General features: G+C 67.3%; 25 protein-coding genes. 21 read left to right on the top strand and 4 right to left on the bottom strand.

What is annotated here, in order from left to right; genetic code table 11:
- Positions 1 to 2 precede the first annotated feature (2 nt).
- The 18 genes from C0012_RS11355 (at position 3) to fliW (ending at position 14,430) form a co-directional block, all read left to right on the top strand.
- The gene (locus tag C0012_RS11355; protein ID WP_110588059.1) at positions 3 to 428 is read left to right on the top strand and encodes a flagellar hook assembly protein FlgD; all 426 of its coding nucleotides are present in this window, start codon (positions 3 to 5) and stop codon (positions 426 to 428) included.
- A gap of 25 nt (positions 429 to 453) precedes the next feature.
- The gene (locus tag C0012_RS11350) at positions 454 to 1,617 is read left to right on the top strand and encodes a flagellar hook protein FlgE (protein ID WP_110588060.1); all 1,164 of its coding nucleotides are present in this window, start codon (positions 454 to 456) and stop codon (positions 1,615 to 1,617) included.
- Between the two features lie 102 nt (positions 1,618 to 1,719).
- Positions 1,720 to 1,938 carry a flagellar FlbD family protein gene (locus C0012_RS11345; RefSeq protein ID WP_110588061.1) on the top strand — a complete coding sequence of 73 codons (219 nt, stop codon included), beginning with the start codon at positions 1,720 to 1,722 and terminating at the stop codon, positions 1,936 to 1,938.
- A gap of 3 nt (positions 1,939 to 1,941) precedes the next feature.
- On the top strand, positions 1,942 to 2,727 hold the full coding sequence (locus C0012_RS11340) for a motility protein A (RefSeq protein ID WP_110588062.1): 786 nt from the start codon (positions 1,942 to 1,944) through the stop codon (positions 2,725 to 2,727).
- The gene (locus tag C0012_RS11335; RefSeq protein WP_232527899.1) at positions 2,724 to 3,527 is read left to right on the top strand and encodes an OmpA/MotB family protein; all 804 of its coding nucleotides are present in this window, start codon (positions 2,724 to 2,726) and stop codon (positions 3,525 to 3,527) included. Before C0012_RS11340 ends, C0012_RS11335 begins: the two co-directional genes overlap by 4 nt.
- Positions 3,524 to 4,432 (top strand): flagellar motor switch protein FliM, encoded by a 909-nt coding sequence (locus tag C0012_RS11330; RefSeq protein WP_110588063.1) that lies wholly within the window; start codon positions 3,524 to 3,526, stop codon positions 4,430 to 4,432. The genes C0012_RS11335 and C0012_RS11330 overlap by 4 nt, the downstream gene beginning before the upstream one ends.
- On the top strand, positions 4,432 to 5,088 hold the full coding sequence (locus C0012_RS11325) for a FliM/FliN family flagellar motor switch protein (RefSeq protein ID WP_110588064.1): 657 nt from the start codon (positions 4,432 to 4,434) through the stop codon (positions 5,086 to 5,088). The genes C0012_RS11330 and C0012_RS11325 overlap by 1 nt, the downstream gene beginning before the upstream one ends.
- Before the next feature lie 273 nt (positions 5,089 to 5,361).
- A complete protein-coding gene (locus C0012_RS11320; protein ID WP_162621762.1) occupies positions 5,362 to 5,799 on the top strand; it encodes a flagellar biosynthetic protein FliO in 438 nt (145 codons plus the stop codon).
- 17 nt (positions 5,800 to 5,816) lie between these two features.
- Positions 5,817 to 6,587: a flagellar type III secretion system pore protein FliP gene (gene fliP / locus C0012_RS11315; protein WP_110588169.1), complete on the top strand. Its 771-nt coding sequence runs from the start codon at positions 5,817 to 5,819 to the stop codon at positions 6,585 to 6,587.
- Positions 6,584 to 6,859, top strand: coding sequence for a flagellar biosynthesis protein FliQ (gene fliQ, locus C0012_RS11310; RefSeq protein WP_110588066.1), 276 nt, complete (start codon positions 6,584 to 6,586; stop codon positions 6,857 to 6,859). The genes fliP and fliQ overlap by 4 nt, the downstream gene beginning before the upstream one ends.
- Before the next feature lie 2 nt (positions 6,860 to 6,861).
- Positions 6,862 to 7,623, top strand: a complete 762-nt coding sequence (locus tag C0012_RS11305) for a flagellar biosynthetic protein FliR (protein WP_110588067.1) — start codon at positions 6,862 to 6,864, stop codon at positions 7,621 to 7,623.
- A complete protein-coding gene (locus C0012_RS11300) occupies positions 7,620 to 8,720 on the top strand; it encodes an EscU/YscU/HrcU family type III secretion system export apparatus switch protein (protein ID WP_110588068.1) in 1,101 nt (366 codons plus the stop codon). The genes C0012_RS11305 and C0012_RS11300 overlap by 4 nt, the downstream gene beginning before the upstream one ends.
- 54 nt (positions 8,721 to 8,774) lie before the next feature.
- Positions 8,775 to 10,841 carry a flagellar biosynthesis protein FlhA gene (locus C0012_RS11295; RefSeq protein WP_110588069.1) on the top strand — a complete coding sequence of 689 codons (2,067 nt, stop codon included), beginning with the start codon at positions 8,775 to 8,777 and terminating at the stop codon, positions 10,839 to 10,841.
- A gap of 55 nt (positions 10,842 to 10,896) precedes the next feature.
- A complete protein-coding gene (gene csrA / locus C0012_RS15815) occupies positions 10,897 to 11,142 on the top strand; it encodes a carbon storage regulator CsrA (protein WP_110588070.1) in 246 nt (81 codons plus the stop codon).
- 126 nt (positions 11,143 to 11,268) lie between these two features.
- Complete coding sequence (locus C0012_RS11285) at positions 11,269 to 11,751, top strand: flagellar protein FlgN (RefSeq protein WP_232527898.1); 483 nt, start codon at positions 11,269 to 11,271, stop codon at positions 11,749 to 11,751.
- An 8-nt stretch (positions 11,752 to 11,759) separates the two neighbouring features.
- Positions 11,760 to 13,166, top strand: a complete 1,407-nt coding sequence (gene flgK / locus C0012_RS11280; RefSeq protein WP_110588071.1) for a flagellar hook-associated protein FlgK — start codon at positions 11,760 to 11,762, stop codon at positions 13,164 to 13,166.
- 14 nt (positions 13,167 to 13,180) lie between these two features.
- Positions 13,181 to 14,068, top strand: a complete 888-nt coding sequence (gene flgL, locus C0012_RS11275; protein ID WP_110588072.1) for a flagellar hook-associated protein FlgL — start codon at positions 13,181 to 13,183, stop codon at positions 14,066 to 14,068.
- The gene (gene fliW, locus C0012_RS11270) at positions 14,065 to 14,430 is read left to right on the top strand and encodes a flagellar assembly protein FliW (RefSeq protein ID WP_110588073.1); all 366 of its coding nucleotides are present in this window, start codon (positions 14,065 to 14,067) and stop codon (positions 14,428 to 14,430) included. Before flgL ends, fliW begins: the two co-directional genes overlap by 4 nt.
- 55 nt (positions 14,431 to 14,485) lie before the next feature.
- Here fliW and C0012_RS11265 read toward each other — a convergent pair whose 3' ends face one another.
- The gene (locus C0012_RS11265; protein ID WP_110588171.1) at positions 14,486 to 15,142 is read right to left on the bottom strand and encodes a GntR family transcriptional regulator; all 657 of its coding nucleotides are present in this window, start codon (positions 15,140 to 15,142) and stop codon (positions 14,486 to 14,488) included.
- Positions 15,143 to 15,393: 251 nt separating this feature from the next.
- On the opposite strand from C0012_RS11265, the gene C0012_RS11260 reads away from it, so the two are divergent.
- A complete protein-coding gene (locus C0012_RS11260; RefSeq protein WP_110588074.1) occupies positions 15,394 to 16,485 on the top strand; it encodes an AAA family ATPase in 1,092 nt (363 codons plus the stop codon).
- A gap of 14 nt (positions 16,486 to 16,499) precedes the next feature.
- Here C0012_RS11260 and C0012_RS11255 read toward each other — a convergent pair whose 3' ends face one another.
- Positions 16,500 to 17,288 (bottom strand): sigma-70 family RNA polymerase sigma factor, encoded by a 789-nt coding sequence (locus C0012_RS11255; RefSeq protein WP_110588075.1) that lies wholly within the window; start codon positions 17,286 to 17,288, stop codon positions 16,500 to 16,502.
- Positions 17,289 to 17,541: 253 nt separating this feature from the next.
- The gene (locus C0012_RS11250; RefSeq protein WP_110588076.1) at positions 17,542 to 17,874 is read right to left on the bottom strand and encodes an HU family DNA-binding protein; all 333 of its coding nucleotides are present in this window, start codon (positions 17,872 to 17,874) and stop codon (positions 17,542 to 17,544) included.
- A 494-nt stretch (positions 17,875 to 18,368) separates the two neighbouring features.
- On the opposite strand from C0012_RS11250, the gene cspE reads away from it, so the two are divergent.
- The gene (cspE, locus tag C0012_RS11245; protein ID WP_110588077.1) at positions 18,369 to 18,575 is read left to right on the top strand and encodes a transcription antiterminator/RNA stability regulator CspE; all 207 of its coding nucleotides are present in this window, start codon (positions 18,369 to 18,371) and stop codon (positions 18,573 to 18,575) included.
- 65 nt (positions 18,576 to 18,640) lie between these two features.
- On the opposite strand, the gene C0012_RS15465 is transcribed toward cspE, so the two are convergent.
- Entirely contained in the window at positions 18,641 to 19,558 is a 918-nt protein-coding gene (locus tag C0012_RS15465; RefSeq protein WP_162621763.1) for a LysR family transcriptional regulator, read from the bottom strand.
- 79 nt (positions 19,559 to 19,637) lie between these two features.
- Here C0012_RS15465 and C0012_RS11230 point away from each other — a divergent pair, with 79 nt between their 5' ends.
- Positions 19,638 to 20,654 carry a YeiH family protein gene (locus C0012_RS11230; RefSeq protein WP_110588079.1) on the top strand — a complete coding sequence of 339 codons (1,017 nt, stop codon included), beginning with the start codon at positions 19,638 to 19,640 and terminating at the stop codon, positions 20,652 to 20,654.
- Positions 20,655 to 20,658: the final 4 nt, after the last annotated feature.

The raw sequence follows: 20,658 nt of genomic DNA, 5'->3' as shown, positions 1-20,658 counted from the left end.
GTATGCCTCTCGAAGCCGTGAGCGCGGTGAGCCAGCCGCAGGCCTCTGCGGCGAGCACCGCTCCCAAGCAGAACCTCGACAGTGAGGTCTTCCTCGACCTGCTCGTCACGCAGTTGACGAATCAGGATCCGTCGAGCCCGATGGACACCAGCCAGATGATCTCGCAGACCACCGAGCTCGCGACGATGGAGCAGCTGACGGCTCTCGCGACAACCTCGAGCGAGGCGTTCGCGCTCGACATGCGCCAGGCCGCGACGGCGCTCGTCGGCCGGCAGGCGACCTATGAAGGAGACGACGGCCAGCCCGTGACGGGTCTCGTCGAGAAGGTCTCCTTCGCCGGCGCCGTCCCCGAGGTCATCATCGGCGGCACGGCCGTTCCTCTCGACCAGATCTCCGCTGTCGCACCCGCGACCTCCGTCCCCGACTGACCCGTACGATCAGAAAGGCATCACCATGCTCCGTTCGCTCTACTCCGGGATCTCCGGTCTTCGCTCGCACCAGACGATGCTCGACGTGGTCGGCAACAACATCGCCAATGTCAACACCGCGGGCTTCAAGGGCTCCTCCGTGCTCTTCCAGGACTCGCTTTCGCAGATGACCGGAAACCCCGGGATCCCGGGCGACGAGGTCGGTGGCCGAAATCCCGCCCAGGTGGGACTCGGGGTGCAGGTCGCCGCCATCCAGACCAACTTCAGCCCCGGATCTCCGCAGTCCACCGGCCGCGCATCGGATCTGATGATCTCGGGCGAGGGGTTCTTCGCCGTCCGAAACGGCGACGAGACGCTCTACACGCGCGCCGGAGGCTTCACCTTCGACGCGACCGGGAAGATGGTCTCCGCCGACGGCTCGATCGTGCAGGGCTGGACCGCCGAGAACGGCGTCGTCAACCCCGGGCAGAACCCGGGTGACATCGTTCTGCCGCGGGAGGCCGTCGCCGCCGCGCAGCAGACCACCGAGGCGACGGTGACGGGCAACCTGCCCGCGGATGCCGAAACCGGTGACGAGCTCGTCCGCGACATCACGGTTTTCGACGCCGACGGTGCGGCGAGCGTCCTCAGCCTCACCTTCACCAAGACCGATGCCGGCTGGGATGTGGCCGACGCCGAGAGCGGCGCGGCGGGAAGTCTCACCTTCGACGGCGGGGAGCAGACGGGCGCCCTCACCCTCGACACCGGTGACACGACCATCGATCTTTCGGGCGTGACCGGATACGCCGGGATGAGCACCGTCGCGATCACAGACCAGAACGGAGCGGAGGCCGGAACGCTCACGTCCTACGCGATCACCGATGACGGGTCGGTCGTGGGCACCTTCAGCAACGGGGCGACGGAGACGATCGCGAAGATCGCCCTGGCGACCTTCGAGAACCCCGCAGGGCTCGAGAAGGCGGGCGGCGCGTCCTATCGTGTCTCGGTGAACTCCGGTGTCGCGCAGCTGGGGGAGGCCGGACAGGGCGGTGCCGGCGGGCTCGTCTCCGGCGCTCTCGAGATGAGCAACGTGGATCTGTCTCAGGAGTTCACGAACCTCATCATCGCCCAGCGTGGCTTCCAGGCATCCGCTCGAACGACGACCACCAGCGACCAGGTGCTCGAGGAGCTCGTCAACCTCAAGCGATGACGCGCGCTCGACCGAACTGCACGGCCCGTCTCGGTTACTCGCGGCGGGCCGTGTCGCGATAGTACGGGGTGAACCCTCCCCCCTGTCAGAAGGACCCGCTCGATGATCATCGTCACCCGACTCGACGGATCTGCGCGGTTCGCCATCAATCCCGATCTGATCGCACGCGTGACTGTCGAGCACGACACGTACATCCACATGGTCGACGGGCAGGTGTACGTGGTGGGCGAGAGCCTGGACGGGGTGATCGACCAGATCGTCGACTTCCGCGCGCGCGTCCTTCGTCGGGCGCAGCATCGGGCGACGGATTCGGAGGCCTGAGGTATGGACCTCGCATTCCTCATCGGAGTCCTCGCGGCCTTCGGCGCGCTCTACGCCATGATCACGATGGAGGGCGCGCACCTGAGTGCGCTGCTCCTCCCGGCGCCGATGATCCTCGTTCTCGGCGCCACGATCGGGGTCGGCGTCGCGAGCCACACGCTCCGGGACACGATGATCGCCGTCACCTCCCTGGGGCGCGTCGTCCGTGGCGCTCGCAAGACACCGGCGGCGATGATCCCGACCCTCGTGGAATACGCCGACAAGGCCCGCAGTGAGGGACTGCTCGCGCTCGAACAGCTCATCGAGGATGCGCCCGACGACTTCACGCGCAAGGCCCTGCAGGCGCTGTCCGACGGCACGGACGCCGAGGATCTGCGCGCGGTGATGGACGATGAGATCGCCGCCGTCGCCACGCGCGGGCAGGTCGCATCCCGCTTCTTCTCGTCGCTGGGCGGATACGCGCCCACGATCGGCATTGTCGGGACGGTCGTCTCGCTCACCCACGTTCTGGAGAACCTCGACGAGCCCGAACATCTCGGCCCGATGATCGCGGCGGCCTTCGTCGCGACGCTGTGGGGGCTGCTGTCGGCGAACTTCATCTGGAACCCGATCGGCGGGCGTCTCGGGCGTCTGAACGCCGTGGAGATCGAGCGTCTCACCGTCATCTCCGAGGGCATGCTCATGATCCAGTCGGGAACGGCGCCGCATCTGCTCGAAGAGCGTCTCGAGGCGCTCGTGAGCGTGAAGCCGAAGGCCCGGAAGGCGAAAGTCGCTGAGGAGCCGGTGTGACGCGGGCGCGGCATTCACGCCGGCGCGATCACTCCGAGGACGCTCACGACGAACCCGACGAGCGGTGGGCCGTCAGCTACGCCGACATGGTCACCGTGCTGATGTGCCTGTTCATCGTGCTGTTCGCGGTCTCGAACGTCGATAAGGGCAAGTACGAAGAGCTTGCGGGGTCACTGGCGGCGGGATTCGGCCAGGAGGATCTCGGCGGCGGCGCAGTCGGAGTCGCCGAACTGGTGCTCCCGTCGCAGCCGCCGAGCGAGGAGACCGATCTCGAGCGTCGAGCCGCGCTCGAGTACGACTCTCTCGAAGAGCTCGAGCGTCGAATGCGCAGCGCCCTCACGGCGGAAGGCCTCGAGAACACCGTCGACTTCGTCATCGACGATCGCGGGCTCACGGCCGGGCTCGTCGGCGCCGAGACCTTCTTCGCCAACAACTCCACGGCCCTGTCCGAGACAGCCGGGCGCGTGCTCGACACGATCGGCGGCGTGCTGGGCACGGTCGACAACCAGCTCGCCATCGAGGGACACGCCGACTACCGAAACGCCGTCGCCCCATTCCCGACGAACTGGGAGCTGTCCGGAGGCCGGGCGACGGAGGTCGTCCGCTACCTCGCCGAGCAGGAGCAGATCGCAGGGGATCGCCTGCGGGCGACCGGCTTCAGCGACACCCGTCCGGTGGCTGACGGCGACAGCGCCGAGGCTCTGGCCGCGAATCGTCGCGTGGACATCGTTGTCGAGTCGAGGGAGACCGACGCCGTCCGCGAGCTGATTCCGTCGATCGAACGGGCACGGAATTCATGACGACCACCATGTGCGAGGAGCAGCCATCGATGATCCGTGACGATCCCGCGGGGCGGTATGAGCCTTACGACTTCAGCAAGCCAGCGCAGCTCGGCCGCGAGCACGCGCGACGGCTCGAGGCGGGCTTCGAGTCGTTTGCCCGCCAGTGGTCCTCACAGCTCACCGCGAAGATCCGACTCCGGAGTCACATCTCCCTCCTGTCCGTGGATCTGCTGCCGTACGCGGAGTACGCGGATGCGCTGCCGTCGACGACTTCGATGGTGCAGGGCGTGTCCGGCGACGACGCCCTGATCGTGCAGTTCGGCCTCGATGCCGCGCTGCTGTGGGTGTCCCAGATGATGGGGTCGCGGACTCAGGAGATGCCCGACGCGCGACCGCTCACGCCGATCGAGCTGGCCCTCGTCACGAATCTGCTCGGCGACACCCTCGAGCACCTGGGGCAGAGCCTCGGTGCGGCGATCGGGCCCGATATCGCGTTCGGCGGCATCCACTACAGTCCGCAGTTCCTGCAGATCGTCTCGACGGGCGATGCCGTGATCGTCGCGAGGTACACGATGCGACTCGGCGACGTCGAAACGACCGCGAGCGTCATGCTGCCTGCGGCCTCGGTGATTGCGCGCCTGGACGAGACGGGCGCCGAGAGCGTCTCCGAGTACCACCCCGACACGATGCTCGCTCAGATGCAGCAGACGCCGCTCGAGCTGGCGTTGCGCCTGGCACCCCTGTCCATCGGTGCCGGAGATGTGCTCAAACTCGCCGTCGGCGATCTGATCACCCTGCCGCACCCCGAGACCAGGCCATTCGATCTCGTCGCCGACGACATCCCGGTCGCCAGCGCCATCGCCGGGAGCGCCGGTTCGCGTCTGGCCTGCACGATCACGACCTTGCATGAGGAGACCCACTGATGAGCACGTTTCACGCGACTGCGGTCGCCGCGGCCATCGCTGCGAAGATGCCCTTCGATTTCCCCGTTATCCCGACGCCCTCGACGGATCCCAGCGCGGCCGGCGAGGCGATCACGGCTGCGTTCGCCGGGAACCCGGGGGCGAGCATCTCGATCATCGTGACGGACGAGGAACGTCTCACCGACGGATCCGCGGGCGGAGAACTGAGCGACCGGCTGCACTCCGTGTTCGAGGCTGCGGTCGCGGTTCTCGATGAGGGCACCCTCGGGGAGCTGCGTCAGAGCTCTGCGGCCGATCTGTTCACCGCCGTGGGAGCACAGCGCTTCGACCTGGTCGACGCCGACGGCAACACCGTTGCGCGGGCGGCGATCCGTATCGACGGCTCGGCCGAGACCGCGAAGCCCGCACCGGGCCGGATCAACCGCATCGCGGGCGTGGATATGGACCTCGTCGTCGAGATCGGGCGAGTGCGGATGCCGGTTCGGGACGTGCTCGCTCTCGAGCCGGGCCAGGTCGTCGAGCTCGATCGCGTCGCCGGATCCCCCGCGGACATCCGATTGAACGGCCGACTGATCGCACATGGAACGGTCGTCGTCAGCGACTCGGACTACGCGGTGCGCATCGAGCGGATCCTCGACGACGCCGAGGCCGCCTGATCCGTCTGCGTCGGGCGTACGGCCGACGAAGAACCCCGGCATCGATGGGGTGCCGGGGTTTCGCGCATCCGAGGAGGGTGTGAGCGGTCGACAGCCGACCCTTGCGTGCTAGCCTAAATGCGATATTTCCCTCGGAAACGTGCATAACAGACAGATTGGGCACGTCTATGAATCTGGCTGACTGGGCGACACGCCTCGGCATCAGTCATGCGGCGACGTACCGCTGGAATCGATCCGGCACTTCCTTCGTCGTGCGCGAGGAGGGGAATCCCCGTGGATGACGCGCTCATCGTGGTGCGCGCGGTCGTCGCGCTCGCCGCCGTGCTCGCACTCATCTGGGTGCTGGCTCGGAGGTTCGGCGGCACGGCTGCGCGCCCATCGTCCACGCCCGCCGCGAAGTCGACGGGTCGGCGAACCCCCCTGCCGTCGACGGTGGCGAAGCTCGGCGCGTCGGTGCGGCGCGCGATTCTCCCGCCCCGGCAGGAGGCCGGGGACAACCCGCAGATCCAGGTCCTCTCCCGCGCCGGGATCGCACCACGCGCCCAGCTCGTCGTCGCGGAGTTCGACGGCATCCGGTACATCCTGGGCGTCACCGATCAGGGGGTCACGGTCGTCGACACCCAGGAGCAGCAGGCACCGCAGCAGGCGGTCACGGATGGCGCGGGCTTCGCGACGATCTCCGACGCCGTCTCTGCGGGGCAGGCCGCGTGACCTACCCGCGCTGTCGGATGCCCCGAGCGGCGGCCGTCGTCGGTGCGGCCCTGATCGGCGCACTTCTCCTCGCTGTCCTGGCCCCCTCCGCGGCGCATGCGGCGCCGATCCCCGATGGCGGGGAGGGGGTGACGATCAACGGCATCAATGGGACGCCGTCCGACAGCGTCCTGACCCTGCTGGGCATCACCGTCTTGTCGGTGGCTCCGGCGCTCATGCTGATGACGACGAGCTTCACGAAGATCTTCGTCGTGCTCGCCCTCACGCGAAACGCGCTCTCCCTGCCGTCGATCCCGCCGAATCAGGTCCTCGCGGGGCTCAGCCTCTTCCTGACGATGTTCATCATGTGGCCGGTGCTCGTCGACATCAACCAGGCCGCCGTATCGCCCTACACCGCGGGCGACATCGATTTCGGGGAGGCGTTCGGTCTCGCCCAGGGCCCGCTGCGCGATTGGATGCTCGGCTTCACGCGCGAAGAAGACATCGCGCTGATGTATCGCGCCGGCGGACTGGACAATCCCGAGGATCCGTCAGGGGTTCCGATGTACGCGCTGATCCCGGCGTTCATGCTCTCGGAGCTGCGCGCCGCCTTCCTCATCGGCTTCGTCATCTTCGTGCCGTTCCTTGTCATCGACCTCGTCGTCGCCTCGGCGCTCATGTCGATGGGCATGATGATGCTGCCGCCGGTGATGATCTCCCTGCCGTTCAAGATCCTGCTCTTCCTCCTCATCGACGGATGGGGGCTGGTCGTGACCACCCTCGTGCAGTCGTACGGAGGCTCCGGATGACCCCGGAGCAGGTCATCGACATCGGTCACGACGGACTGATCATCGCGGCCAAGCTCTGCGCGCCGTTGCTCGTCACGGCGCTCGTCGTCGGGTTCGCGATCAGCCTCCTGCAGTCGATCACCCAGGTGCAGGAGATGACGATCTCGTTCGTCCCCAAGCTCGTCGCCGTCGGAATCGCCCTCCTGGTGTGCGGGCACTGGATGATCAACGAGATCGTGGCGTTCACGAACGAGCTGTTCGCGCGCATACCCGGCCTCCTTGCCGGCGGCTGATCGTGCACATCGCGCTCGACTTCTCCTGGATCGAGGCGGTTGCGCTCGCCTGTGTGCGCATCACCGCGTTCATCGTCGTCGCCCCGCCCTTCAGCCACTCGATGATCCCGATGCGCATCAAGGCGATGCTCGGCATCGGGATCGCCCTCGCCACGGCACCGGTGGTCGCCCCCGGGTACGAACCGCTCGGGACGGGGCCGTTCCTCATGGCGCTGGCGGGTCAGGTGCTCACCGGGGCGCTGCTCGGCTTCCTCGTCCTGGCGCTCTTCAGCGCCGTGCAGGGGGCGGGCCATCTGGTCGATATGTTCGGCGGATTCCAGATGGCGCAGGCGTTCGATCCGGGGACGAACCTCAATGGCGCGCAGTTCACCCGGCTCTTCCAGATGACCGCGATTCTGCTGCTTTTCACCAGCGACGGATATCAGCTGATCCTCGGGGGGCTGTTTCGGTCCTTCGACGCGATTCCCGTGACGGGCATCATCTCGTTCGACCGGCCGGCGGAGCTGCTCACCGGCACGATTGGGCAGATGATGCTCTCGGCCGTGCAGATCGCGGGCCCTCTCCTCATCGTGCTGTTCCTCGCTGACGCAGGCCTGGGTCTCATCACGCGCGTGGCTCCGGCCCTCAACGCCTTTGCGATGGGATTCCCGATCAAGATCGGCCTGACCCTGATCCTCGTGGGCATGGTCTACATCGCCCTCCCGCAGATCGTCTCGGCTCTGGCGGACGATGCCGTGCGCCAGCTGATCGGAGTGACAAGGTGAGCGACGACAGCAGCGAGCGGTCTGAGAAAGCCACCGAGCAGCGTCTGAAGGAGGCGACGAAGAAGGGGCAGATCGGCCGAAGCCAGGACTTCACCGCATGGATCTGCATCGGCGGGGCGGCCGCGATGATCCCCGTCGTCATCCACAACGCCTCGAATGCGCTCACGGAGCTGCTGTTCATCACCGCCCAGGCGGCTCGCGGCGTCAGCACGCAGCTGGCCGTCGACACTCTGGCGCAGGCGATCGGTGCCACCGGTCAGGTGCTGCTGCCGCTGCTGATCGTGACCGCCTTCGTCGCGGCGGCGGCCGCGATATCGCAAGGCGGGATCCGCTTGCGCCCCGTGCCGATGCGAACCGAGCAGCTGAACATCGCCGCGGGCTTCAAGCGGATCTTCGGCGCGCAGGCGCTCTGGGAGGGCGTGAAGGCACTCCTCAAGACGCTGGCGATCGGCGGTGCGCTGTGGTTCGTCGTGGCCGGGCTTGTTCCGCTGCTGGTCACAAGCGGGCAGAACCCGGTCAGCTTCCTGCTCGCCCGGGCGTCACAGGCGGTTGTGACCCTTCTGATCGTCGCGGTCGTCGTTGGACTCCTCCTTGCTGCGATCGACATCGCCGTCGTACGCAAGCGCAATCGCAAGCACACGCACATGACCAAGAAGGAGGCGAAGGACGAGCACAAGAAGAGCGAGGGTGACCCGCTCGTGAAGTCGCAGCGCCGCTCCAAGCAGATGGCCCTCAGTCGGAATCGCATGATCTCGGCCGTCGCGAACAGTTCGGTCGTGCTCGTGAACCCGACGCACTTCGCCGTGGCGATCGTCTACGAGCCGGGTGTCTCCGCCCCGAAGGTCGTCGCGAAGGGCGGCGGCGTCGTCGCGCAGAAGATTCGTGAGCGCGCTGAGGCAGAGGCGGTGCCCGTTGTTCGTGACATCCCGCTCACTCGAGCGTTGTTCACGGCCGTCGAGGTCGGCCGGGAGATCCCCGTCGAGCTCTACACGGCCGTCGCGCAGGTGCTGGCCTTCGTCGATCAGCTCCGGCGCCGCGGATCCGCGCGCGGCACGCACACGATGCCGGAGGCGGCCATCAGAAACCGCGGGATCTGACGGGAACACCTTGGATATGCTCGTAGATGAGCGAGAAATGTGATCAGGAGACCCATGAAGCAGCTGTTGTCGAAGGCCACGGTTCCCGTCGGCGTCGTCGGGATCATCGTTCTGCTGATCGTCCCGATCCCCTCCTGGCTTCTCGACGTGCTGATCATCGTGAACATCAGCTTCGCCCTGCTGGTGCTGCTCACCTCGATGTTCGCCAAGAGGCCCCTCGACTTCTCGGTGTTTCCTTCGCTTCTGCTCATCGGGACGCTGTTCCGTCTCGGCCTGAACGTCGCCTCGACGCGTCTGGTGCTCGGCGAGGCGCACGCCGGTCAGGTGATTCAGGCGTTCGGCCAGGTGACCGTCTCCGGCTCGCTCATCATCGGGGCCGTCGTCTTCCTCATCCTCACCGTCATCCAGTTCGTCGTCATCACCAAGGGCGCGGAGCGCGTCGCCGAGGTCGGTGCGCGCTTCACCCTCGATGCGATGCCGGGCAAGCAGATGGCCATCGACGCCGATCTCAACGCGGGGCTCATCACAGACACCGAGGCGAAGAGGCGTCGCGCCGAAGTCTCGGCGGAGTCCGACTTCTACGGCGCGATGGACGGCGCCTCGAAGTTCGTCAAGGGCGATGCGATCGCCGGCGTCGTGATCATCGTGATCAACTTCGTCGGTGGCATCGCCATCGGCATGCTGCAGGACGGCAAGGGCGCTGTCGAAGCCCTGGAGACGTACAGCATTCTGACGATCGGCGACGGGCTGGTCACCCAGATCGCGGCCCTGCTCATGGCGATCTCGACGGGCATGATCGTCACGCGCGAGAACATCGAAGTCGAGATGGGGCAGTCGGCGGGCCGACAGCTGCTGCAGTCGCGCAACGCCTTGATGATCACGGGCGCAGGCGCCGTCGCCCTGGGATTCATCCCCGGGATGCCGATCTTCGCGTTCTTCGCGGTCGCCGCGGTGCTGTTCATCATGGCCTCGCGGATGAAGGCGCACGAGCGGCGGAAGGACGAGGACGCCGAGAGCGTGCAGCTCGCTCAGCGAGAGGCGGAGGCCGAGGAGACTCCCGACGAGCTGATGGACAAGATGCGCGTGCACGCGCTGGAGATCTCGCTGTCCCCGGACATCGTCGACCTCGCAGCTCCGGGACAGGGCGACCTCCTGACGCGGGTGAAGGCCCTGCGTCGCAAGATCGCGCTCGAGATGGGCTTCATGATCCCGCCGGTGCGCACTCGTGACAACGTCGCACTCCCGGCTCAGACCTATGCCGTGCTCATTGCGGGCGTCGAGGTCGCACGCGGGATCGTCCCTCGCGGACAGGTGCTCGCCCTCGGCGCCGGTCTCGATCATCTGCCCGGCACCGCCGTGACCGATCCGGTCTTCGGGCTTGACGGGCGCTGGATCCCCACGGAGATGAGTCACGCGGCAGACCTCGCCGGGGCGACGGTGATCGACCGCACGAGCGTCGTCATCACCCACCTCTCCGACGTCGTTCAGCAGAACGCGCACCGTCTCTTCTCTCTCGAGGACGCACGCCAGCTCACCGAGCACCTCAAGAAGGAGACGCCGTCTCTCGTGGAGGAACTCACCCCGGCGCTGCTGTCGATGGGGGCGATCTGGCGGGTGCTGACCAGCCTCCTCGCTGAGCGCGTCGCGATCGGGGATCTGGGGCGCATCTACGAGGCGCTCGTGCTGCGGGCGAAGATCTCGACCGAGCACGCAGGGCTCGTCGAGGCAGCGCGAGGCGCCCTCGGGCCGGCAATCGCGTCGCGCTTCGCGAACGACGGGCGTCTGCAGGTGATCATGCTCGATCCTGCTCTCGAGCAGCAGATGCTGGAAGGGATGCGTGTTGTCGAGGGGCGCGCCCAGATCGTGCTCGGTGCCCAAGCGACCCTCGACGTCCTCGACGCCGTCCGCGCCCAGGCGCAGTCTGCGGCAGAGAGCGGACACGAGCCGATCCTGGTGTGTGCGCCGACTCTTCGCGCAGGGGTTCGAGAGATGACCGTCTCGCAGGCTCCCCAGCTCCCGGTCGTCTCCTACGACGAAGCGTCGTCTGGCGGCCTCGCCATGGATGTCGTCGGCGTCATCCGCATCGGTGAGCAGGCCGCGCTCACGCCGAACGAATCCTGACCCCTTTCTCTCCGGAAGAACTCGCGCTCCGGCGCACGCCACGGAAGGCACATCCATGCTCGTTCTCACCCGCAAGCCCACCGAGTCGATCCTCATCGGGGATGACATCCGCATCGTCGTCCTCGGGGTCACTCCGGGTGGAGTTCGCATCGGGATCGACGCCCCTCGAGAGCTCCCGGTGCACCGCTCCGAGGTCGTCGTCGCGATCGGTGATGAGAACAAGGCCGCGGCCTCCGGCGCGAGCGATGACATCGAGCAGAAGATCATCGCGGCCCTTCGTGGCGGATCCGAGGCGCCGTAGCCGCGCGGGCGCGCACGAAGGCGGTGCGCGGTGCGAAGGTTACTCTCCGGGGCAATCGTCGCGATAGTAGGCAGTGATGGCGAGAGCACTCGCCCGCACCCCCGCGAAGTGACGAGGTGACACACGGTGCCTGCCCACGACCTGAGCCTGCAGCTGTGGCGAGAGCGCGAACTGCTCGAGCTGATGCTGTTCAAGCTGGAGACGCTGCAGACGTTGCTTGCGACGGGGCAGAACCGGTGGATCAGCCACGCGACGGTCGAAGTGGAACGCGTCGTGGACGCGCTGTCCTCGGTGTCGCTGCTGCGTGCGACGATGGTCGCATCGGTCGGCGAAGAGTGGGGCGCAGGCGGCAACGCGTCGTTGCGCGAGCTGATCGAGAACGCCCCTGAAGACGTGTGGCGGGACGTGTTTCGCGAACATCGCGACGCGATGCTTCGCCTTGCCACGGAGATCCAGGGCGCCAAGGACGTCGGCGAGCAGCGCGTGCGCACCGCGCTCCGCGTCACCCAGGAGACGATCGCGGGCCTGGGGGCGCCCACGGGCGCCTACGACGACTCCGGTGGCGTCGTCCGTGACGGCTCGTCCCGACTGCTCGATACGAACGTCTGAGGGGCAATATGTCCACCTTCTCCGGATTGCAGACCGCCGCGAGCGGTCTGGCCGCTGCCCGCGCCGGCATGACGGTCGTCGGCCAGAACATCGCCAACGAGACGACTCCCGGATACACGCGTCAGCGGGTCGAGCAGTCCTCCGTGCCCTCCGCCGGATCCGCGGGGCTCTGGCCGGCGGCCATCGCCCCCGGAGACGGGGTTGCGGTCGACCAGATCGCCCGGCTCGGTGATGAGGTCCTCGATGCGCGCGTGCGCGACGCCCTCTCCGCCTCAGGCTTCTGGACTGCGCGGGCAACCGCGTCCGCCCAGGTCGAAGCGGCTATGGCAGAGCCGACCGAGAACGGGCTCGCGGCGACGATGGACGGATTCTGGGCATCCTGGTCGGACCTTGCGAACTCGCCTGATGGATCAGCGGCCGCGGTCGTTCTCAGCGGCGCCGATGTTCTCGTCTCCCAGATCGCAGCGGGATACGAGCAGGTCTCTGCGAGCTGGACTGATCTGCGGGGGGCCGTCGACCGGCAGGTGGCGGGTATCAACGCGACCGCCTCCCAGGTCGCCGAGCTGAACGAGCAGATCCGCCAGGCGACGCAGTCGGGCCGTGGCGCGAACGAGCTGATCGATCAGCGCAACCTCCTCGCCCAGAACCTCTCGACAGCGGCCGGGGTGACCGGATCTCTCGAGTCTGACGGCACCATGACGCTGCGGTTGGAGGGGAACGCTCTCGTATCGGGCGGCACCTCTCGCGAGATCGTCGCTTCGGGGCCCGTCGATATCGACGCCGCCGGCCACGTTGCGGTCGCATGGGCCGACAGGCCCGATGTCGCGATCACCTCCCTCGGCGGCGAGCTCGGCGGAATGGTGAGCGTGCTCGCACCGGCCGCGAGCGGAGGGCCCCTGGCTGTCGCGGCGCAGGGCTATAACGACGTCGCGACCTCCCTCGCAGAGCACGTCAACGATCTGCACCGGCAGGGGCAGACGCGCACGGGCGCTGCCGGCGGAGACTTCTTCTCCCTCAGTGGGACCGGCCCCGCGGCGGTCGGGCTGTCCGTCGCGGTCGGCGGTCTTGACGAGCTCGCCCTCGCGCGCCCGGGATCCGGGAGCCTGGACACGTCGATCGCCGACGAGATCGGCACGCTCGGAGACGCCGACGGCGGGCCCAGCAAGGGGTGGGCGGCGTTCGTCACGCAGTTCGGCGTGTCCACGTCCGGTGACCTGCAGCGCGCCAACATCGCCGACACAGGCGCGATCGCCGCCGTCTCGGCGCAGCAGTCGAATGCGTCGGTCGACGTCGATGAGGAGACGGTGAACCTGCTCACCTACCAGACGGCGTATCAGGCCTCGGCGCGGGTGCTCACGGCAGTGGATGAGGCGCTCGACACCTTGATCAACCGCACCGGCCTCGTCGGCCGCTGAGCATCGGAGAGACGATGATCGGTCGCATCACCAGCAGCACCATGAGCCAGGACACGCTGCGCACGCTGCAGAAGAATCTCGCCGAGCGCGCAGAGCTCCACGACAAGGCAACGAGCCAGCGTGCGTTTCGGGCCCCGAGCGACGACCCGACGGCTGCCGCGACGACGCTCGATCTGCACAGCCAGCAGGCGCGCGCATCGCAGCACGCACGCAACATCGGCGATGCCATGGCATGGACGACGACGGCGGACTCGGCGCTGTCGTCAAGCATCGATCTGCTCAATCGTGCTCGCGATCTTGTCGTGCAGGGAGCCAACTCGGGCGCCCTCAGCGATACGGCGCGCGAAGCGATCGCCGCAGAGCTCGACAGCATCGGCGAGGAGCTCCTCGGCCAGGCGAACACGACGATCGCGGGGCGTCACGTCTTCGCCGGGACGAGCGATGCAGGCACGGCCTTCGACAGCGGCACCTTCGCGTACAACGGACAGGGTACGGGCGGAGTGAATCGCCGGATCGACGAGAATCAGACGGTCCGCGTCGACGTCGACGGTGCCGCGGCCTTCGGAACGGGTGCCGACAGCGTGTTCGCACTCCTCGACGACATCGGCACCGAGCTGCGCGGAGGCGCCGATGTCGGGTCGCGTCTCGAGGACATCGACGACCGGCTTCATGCGCTGGTCACCGCGCAGGGCACAGCGGGTTCCCGCCAGGCGCAGATCGAGCGAGCCTCGACCAACAACCTCTCCGTCTCCACCGACCTCGAGGTGCGCCGCGCGGCGGTCGAGAACGTCGACAGCCTGGAGGTGCTCATCGAACTGCAGTCGGCCGAGCTCGCCTATCAGTCGGCCCTGCAGGTGACCGCCAAGGGCCTGAACACGAACCTCCTGGAGTTCCTGCGATGACCATCGAGAAGCAGATCACGTTTGTGCGCCCCCTTCCGGGGCTCGCGCCGTACATCGACTACGCGTTTCGCGAGGTCGACGGCGCAGCGGGTCTGCACACCCTGCGCTCGGCCGACGGCATCGTGCGGCTGTTTCTCGTCCGCATCGGGTTCGAGCGCTACGCCGGTGAGAAAGCTCTGCACGACGCTGTCGCGCGCCTCGGCGGTGAGGAGGCGGAGATCTTCGCCGTCGCGAGCGTCGACGACGACGGTGTGCACGTGAACCTCCGGGCGCCCGTCCTGATCTCGCGCACGAAGGCCGTCGGCGAGCAGGTGATCCTCGAGAACGCCGCGCTTCCGGTCAGTGGCACCCTGGTCGCCTGAACCGAGCTCCGTGCGCAGAAACGGAGCCCGGACGGGATGGAGCGAGTGCGCGCCCTCAGTCGATGCGATGCATCGCGTGGATCGCGGGCGCGGCTGCCGCTGACTCGCGAGCGGCAAACGCGTCGCGCAGATCCGCCAGGTGCGGACGCACGCGGGCGGCGTTCTCCGAGGGGGTCCTGGCGCTCTCTGCGTGCTGCACGAGGTGAGTGAAGTCCTCGAGCGACTCGACGACTCTGTTGCCGGCATGGTCGAGGGTGAGGCGGAAGAACGCGCGCAGGGCGCCGAGGGTGGCCTCATCCTCTGGCGTGCCGATCGCGTCATCGAGCAATCGCACGCCGTGTTCGATGCTCTCGTCGGTGGCTCGCAGCGCCGTGAGCGATGTCGTCATGCTGTAGAGGAAACCCGCGAACTCCAGGGTCTCGGCGACGCGGGCCGCGTCGAACGCGGTGACGCGGGTGTGGCGGCTAGCGGCCACCTCGACGAGCTGCACGCGCTCCAGTCGCATGATCGCCTCGCGCACGGGCATCCGGGAGACGCCGAACTCTCTCGCGATGCTCTGGTCCCGCAGAGTCTCACCGGGCCCCCGTCGGCCGCTTGAGATCTCTTCTGCGAGTCGCGTGAAGGCGAGATCCGACAGGCGGACCGTGTGATTGGTCAGCGGATCGTAGATCGGCTCCGGGCTCGATTCCGTGCGGTCGAGTGCGATCGTCATGTGCTCGTCCTCCAGGGCGAACCAGTGGGTCATGAAGGTGCCGGTTTTGCTCGGGTACGAGCAAGAAACGACGGTTACGTACCTGTTGACTCTACACAGTCCGGGCGAGGGGGACGCGTCGGGGGTGGTCGTGCCCTCAGCCCCAACCGGTCGAACCGGTCGCACCAGTTGTAGCGAAATACCGGTGTTCTGCTGTCGATACGGGTCGCGACTGCCGATAGAGACCTCGAGAGAAAGGCTGCACTCGCCCCATGAGCAACACCTACATCGAGACCGCCGGTCGCATCAAGATCTATGACTCCGCAGTCCGAGCGCACGACGCCCTGCCTGTCGGCACCTATCGCGTGCAGCACAACCCCAAGGAGGGTTTCAGCCTGCTGCGCGTGTCCGACCTCACCGTCGGAGCCGAGCGCGTATACGGCGATCGCGCGCATCGTCTCGACAAGATCTTCTCCGCGCACGAGCGCATCTCTCGCAGCCTCGGGGTGATGCTCTCGGGCAACAAGGGGCAGGGCAAGTCCCTCTTCCTGCGCATGATCGCAGAGCGCGCCCGCAGTCTTGCCCTGCCTGTCGTGCTCGTCACCGAGGATGTCGACGGAATCGTCGAGTTCCTCGACACCCTCGATGAGTGCGTTCTCATCTTCGACGAGTTCGAGAAGACCTTCTCGAATGGGCGACGCGACCGTTTCGGCAGCGCGGACCGCCAGAGCCAGTTCCTCAGCCTGTTCGACGGCATGTCGAGCGTGAAGCGCATCTACTGCCTGACCGTGAACGACCTTGCCGATGTGAGCGAGTACATCGTGAACCGGCCGGGACGATTCCACTACCACATGCGCTTCGACTACCCCGGTCCTGACGAAGTGCGTGCATACCTCACCGACCAGGCGCCGGATGCCGCCGCCCCCGAGATCGAGAACGCTGTGCTGTTCTCGCGCCACATCCCGGTCAGCTACGACCACCTGCGCGCGATCGCGTTCGAGATGAACGATCCCGAGGCCCGCTTCTCCGAGATCATCAACGATCTGAACATCAAGGCGACAGAGCCGTTGACCTACCGAGTCGATGCCCGTTTCGCCTCGTCGCCGCCACTGTCCGATGAGGTCACGCTCAACATCCATGAGCGCGGCGACATGGTCCGCACCATCGAACTGCGCGACAATCGCCGGGCACTGTGCTTCTCCTTCCGCCCGCAGGACCTTCTCTTCGACGACAGCGGGGAGATCTTCCTGCCGGTGAGCAGGATCGACATCCTCGACGAGTACGACGAGACTCCCGACGAGCTCCCGGTGAGCGTTTCACTCACGCTCGTTGGACAGACAAGCTACGGATTCCGGATGGACTGACCGTACGCCCCGGCTCAGACGGCCACGGCGAAAGCGCGCCGGAGACGGCCGTTGATCCCCGCGATCCGCGCGAAGTAGGCGGTCTTCTTCCTGCCGGACGCGGCGTGCGCGGGTGGCGTCTCCTGAGCTGTCGCGAAGTAGCGCTGCATCGCGTCTCTGATCAGCCGGAGAGCTTCGGCGCGCTGCTGCGTCACCGCAGATGGCGTCACTCCGAGTTCGCGAGCCACATCGGCTGCGGTGCGCTCGTCGAAGTAGATCGCACGAACGATGTGCCGGGCGCGTGGCGGGAGAGCATCGATTGCGAAGTTCAGCACCTCGCGACGCTCGCGCTCGACCGCTTCGTCCTCGGGGCCCCTGCTGTGCTGGCGCACGGCGACCTCGTCGAGCGCCGAGAGGCTCACGGGGGCCTGCATCACGCCGCCCAGGGTCTGCGTGACAGTCCTCGCGTCGATCCCCATCCTCAGCGCGACCTCATCGGCTGTGGGCTCGTGTTGGGTCGCCGTCCGCAGCTCGTCACGAACGGCCTCGATCGTCTTCGCGCGCGTGCGCATCGTGCGGGATGCCCAGTCGGCGTTCCGCAGCTCATCGAGCACCGCCCCCGTGATCCGGTGTCGTGCGTAGGTGAGGAAGCTCGCGCCGCGGCTCGAGTCGAAGTCCCGCGCCGCGAGGACCAAGGCGTAGGATCCCGCTGCGACCAGATCGTCCACCGAGAGGGATCCTGCTCGTGGCGCGAGGCGTCGCGCTATGCGGGAGACCAGCGGGAGTGCGGAAACGATCAGGTCATGCTCGGCGTGCTCGGGCATCTCCGGTGGCGCGGCTTTCTGTGCACTTCTTGTCGTCGGACCGCCCGAATCTTTCGGAGCTGTCTTCCCCCACGATGTAGCCTAGCCCTCAAGTACCCATAAACTACCCGGGCACCTAAAAACTACCCGGGTAGTTACCGCCCGGGCGGTTTACGGGTGCCCCTGTTTCGTCGTTCGTCAGGAACGACCCCCCCTGAGAAGACGAAGACCCCGAGGGCGGCCACCCTCGGGGTCTTCATCTTGGCTGTGAGGCTCAGTCGCCGGTTGATCCCAGACGCTTGTTCACCTCACGCGTGGCGGAGAACTTGAGCACCTTGTAGTCGGGAACCTCCTTCGTCGCGCCGCGCTGGCGCTCCTGCGTGAAGTTGGTCTGCGCGACGTGCCCCTTGTGCTCCTGCGGGTAGAACTTGCCGAAGCCGGTGAGCGTGACGCGATTGCCGCTCTGCACCAGGTCGATCACCTCGTCGATGATCGCGTCGTACGCCTGCTGCACGACCTTCACGGGCATTCCGCCGCGTCGCGCCGCTCGCTGGATGAACTCGCGTTTGCTCACCCGGCCCTGGTCGAGCTGAGCTGTTGCCGTCATTGATCTTGCCATTCCTGTTTCGTCTCCCCTGGAGTGCGTGGGGGCCGCGGCTACGGGCAGAGTCGCGTGACGTCATCGCGACCGCGGATCCCCACTGGTCGTGCCGGCGATACACGTACCGCCGGCGATTGACACCTCAGAAGATACAGGCCGTTCCCTCATATATGTGGTGATCTGTCAATGGGCTCTCTGTGTTCCGAGGTTTCTGCGCCTGCTCTCGTATCCACGACAGATGAGCGATTCGTGCTCCCCGAGGGTCGTCGCACCCGTTGGGTGAGCCAACGTGTGCGCCCGCGGTCACCGAAGGCTGTATTCTTGTGGGAGACGTCCTCTCTCGGTCGTCCGGCCCTCACTGTTTCCCCCCGACGGTGAGGGCTGTTTCTCTTCTTTGGCAGGAAATCTTCGCCATACCCTGTTGTTGGACATGTTCGTGGGCTAAGTTGTCAGCGTGGGCGTGAAATTGCGCCGACATCCGCCCCGATAGAAGGCAGTACATGAGCACGCAGGGCACCGTCAAGTGGTTCAACTCGGAGAAGGGCTTCGGCTTCATCTCCCCCGACGAGGGCGGCCAGGACGTCTTCGCGCACTTCAGTGCGATTCAGTCGAAGGGCTACCGCACGCTGGAAGAGAACCAGCGCGTGGAGTTCGAGGTCACGCAGGGCCCCAAGGGTCTGCAGGCTGACAACATCGTTCCGCTGTAAGCAGCGCGACTGATCAGAACCCCGCACCTCCGCTCGGAGGGGCGGGGTTTCTTCGTGCGGTCACTTCAGCGAGCGGTGCGCGCCGCGTCGAGGAAGTCACGGCTTGTCTGCCGGAGATCACGATCAGATCCCCTCCACAGGGCGGTGATCGGTCGCGTCAGGGCGGGGCCGTCGAGCGCGACTCTCCGGAGACGGCCGAGGGCGATGTCGTCGGCGACGACGTGGGTGCTGACGACAGCCGGGGCGATCCCGTCGGCGACGGCCGAGCGGATGGCCGAGGTCGTCGACATCACGGCGGCGGGCTCGGCAGGGGCGCGACGAAGGCGCTCGAAGACGACGGCCTCCCACGCACGCCGAGTGCCGCTGCCCTCCTCGCGGAAGATGAGGGGCGTCGACGCGACCTCGTCGAGCGGCAGGGAGCGCCGACGGATCCACGGATGGTCGGGTGGGACGACGAGGGTGAGCTCGTCGTTCGCGATCGTCGTCGACGAGAGGTCGTCCGGCAGATCCGGAGACTCGACGACGCCCAGATCTGCCCGTCCGGTTCGCACGATCTCTCCCACCTGCGTGCTGTTCGCCGCGAGGATCTGCACCTCGGTCGGCACCTGGCCGGATGCGAGCTGCGCAGAGCGGAAGCCGAGCATCCAGTGCGGGACGAGATAGGTGGCGGCCGTCTGGCTGGCTGCGACGATGAGCGTCCGGCTGCTCTCCCCGCGAAGTGCCTCGACGCCGGCGCGAAATCGCGTCGCCGTGTTCAGGAGGTCTTCGGTCCAGCCGAGGACGAGCTCGCCCGCCTCGGTGAGGACGGTGCCGCGCGCTGAGCGCGTGAGGAGTTCGATGCCGAGATTCCGCTCGATCGAGCGGATCCGCGTCGACGCCGATTGCTGAGAGAGCCCGACCTCCCGCGCGGCGGCCGAGATGGATCCGTGGCGCGCGACGGCGCGGAACAGCTCCAGGGCATCGAGGGGCGGTACATCTCGCATGATCGGTACAGTTTGACTCTGTACCCCCACCGTGCGCAAGCGGATACCGCGGTGTCGGCGGGCGCCGCAGGCTGGAGTCATGTCCGTCTCTGTCGTTGCACGCGCGCGATCGATCCTGCCCGGGCTCGTCGTCACCGTCGCCCTCGCCGGGGGAGCCACGCTGATCGGCAGCATCGTCCCCGTGGTCGGCAGCGCGCTCCCGGCGATCGTCCTCGGAATCGCGATCGCACTCGTCCACTCACCGGGGCGCCACCTGCGGCCCGGGGTCGACGCCGCGAGCGGTGTCGTGCTGCGGCTGGCGATCGTCGTCTTCGGGGCGCAGCTCTCGCTCGACGTCGTCGTCCGCATCGGCGCCGTGGGCCTGCCCGTCATGCTGGTTTCTCTCGCGTCCTGCTTCCTCGCCGCGCCGTTGCTTGGACGCGCGCTCGGCGTCGAGCGGCGACTGGGGACCCTCATCGGTGTCGGGACGGGTATCTGCGGTGCCAGCGCAATAGCGACCGTCGCGCCCGTGATCGGCGCGTCGAGCGCGGTGATCTCGTCCGCGATGTCGACGATCTTCCTCTTCAACCTCGCGGCCGTCGCGGTCTTCCCTCTTCTCGGTCACGCGATGGGGCTCGGCCCGGAGGCGTTCGGGCTCCTGGCGGGAACAGCCGTCAACGACACGAGCTCCGTCGTCGCTGCCGCAAGTGTGTTCGGCGCGGCGTCGCTCGGGGCCGCCGTCACGGTGAAGCTGGTGCGCACCCTCGCGATCGTCCCGGTGAGCATCGTCCTGGCGATCGCGGAGGCTCGGCGCTCCTCGCGGGGTCAGCGACCCACGGGGGCGGGCGTCGCGCGCGTGGTGCCGTGGTTCCTTGTCGGGTTCCTCGTCATGGCGCTGCTGCGCACGGTGGGAGGGATCCCCGCCCCGCTCGTCGAGGCGGCGCCCGCAGCGAGCGGCTTTCTCATCGCGATGGCCCTTGCGGGCGTCGGCCTGTCGACGGATCTCGGCGCGATGCGTCGCGCGGGATGGCGTCCACTCGCGCTCGGCGCGATCCTCTCGATCCTTGTCGCAGCGACCACGCTGCTCGCGATGCGCGTCACGGGCGCCCTCGCGTGACCAC

Origin of the sequence: Microbacterium suaedae, from assembly GCF_003254645.1 — a bacterium.
GTDB classification, from domain to species: domain Bacteria; phylum Actinomycetota; class Actinomycetes; order Actinomycetales; family Microbacteriaceae; genus Microbacterium; species Microbacterium suaedae.
This window is presented reverse-complemented; position numbering and strand designations above follow the sequence as displayed.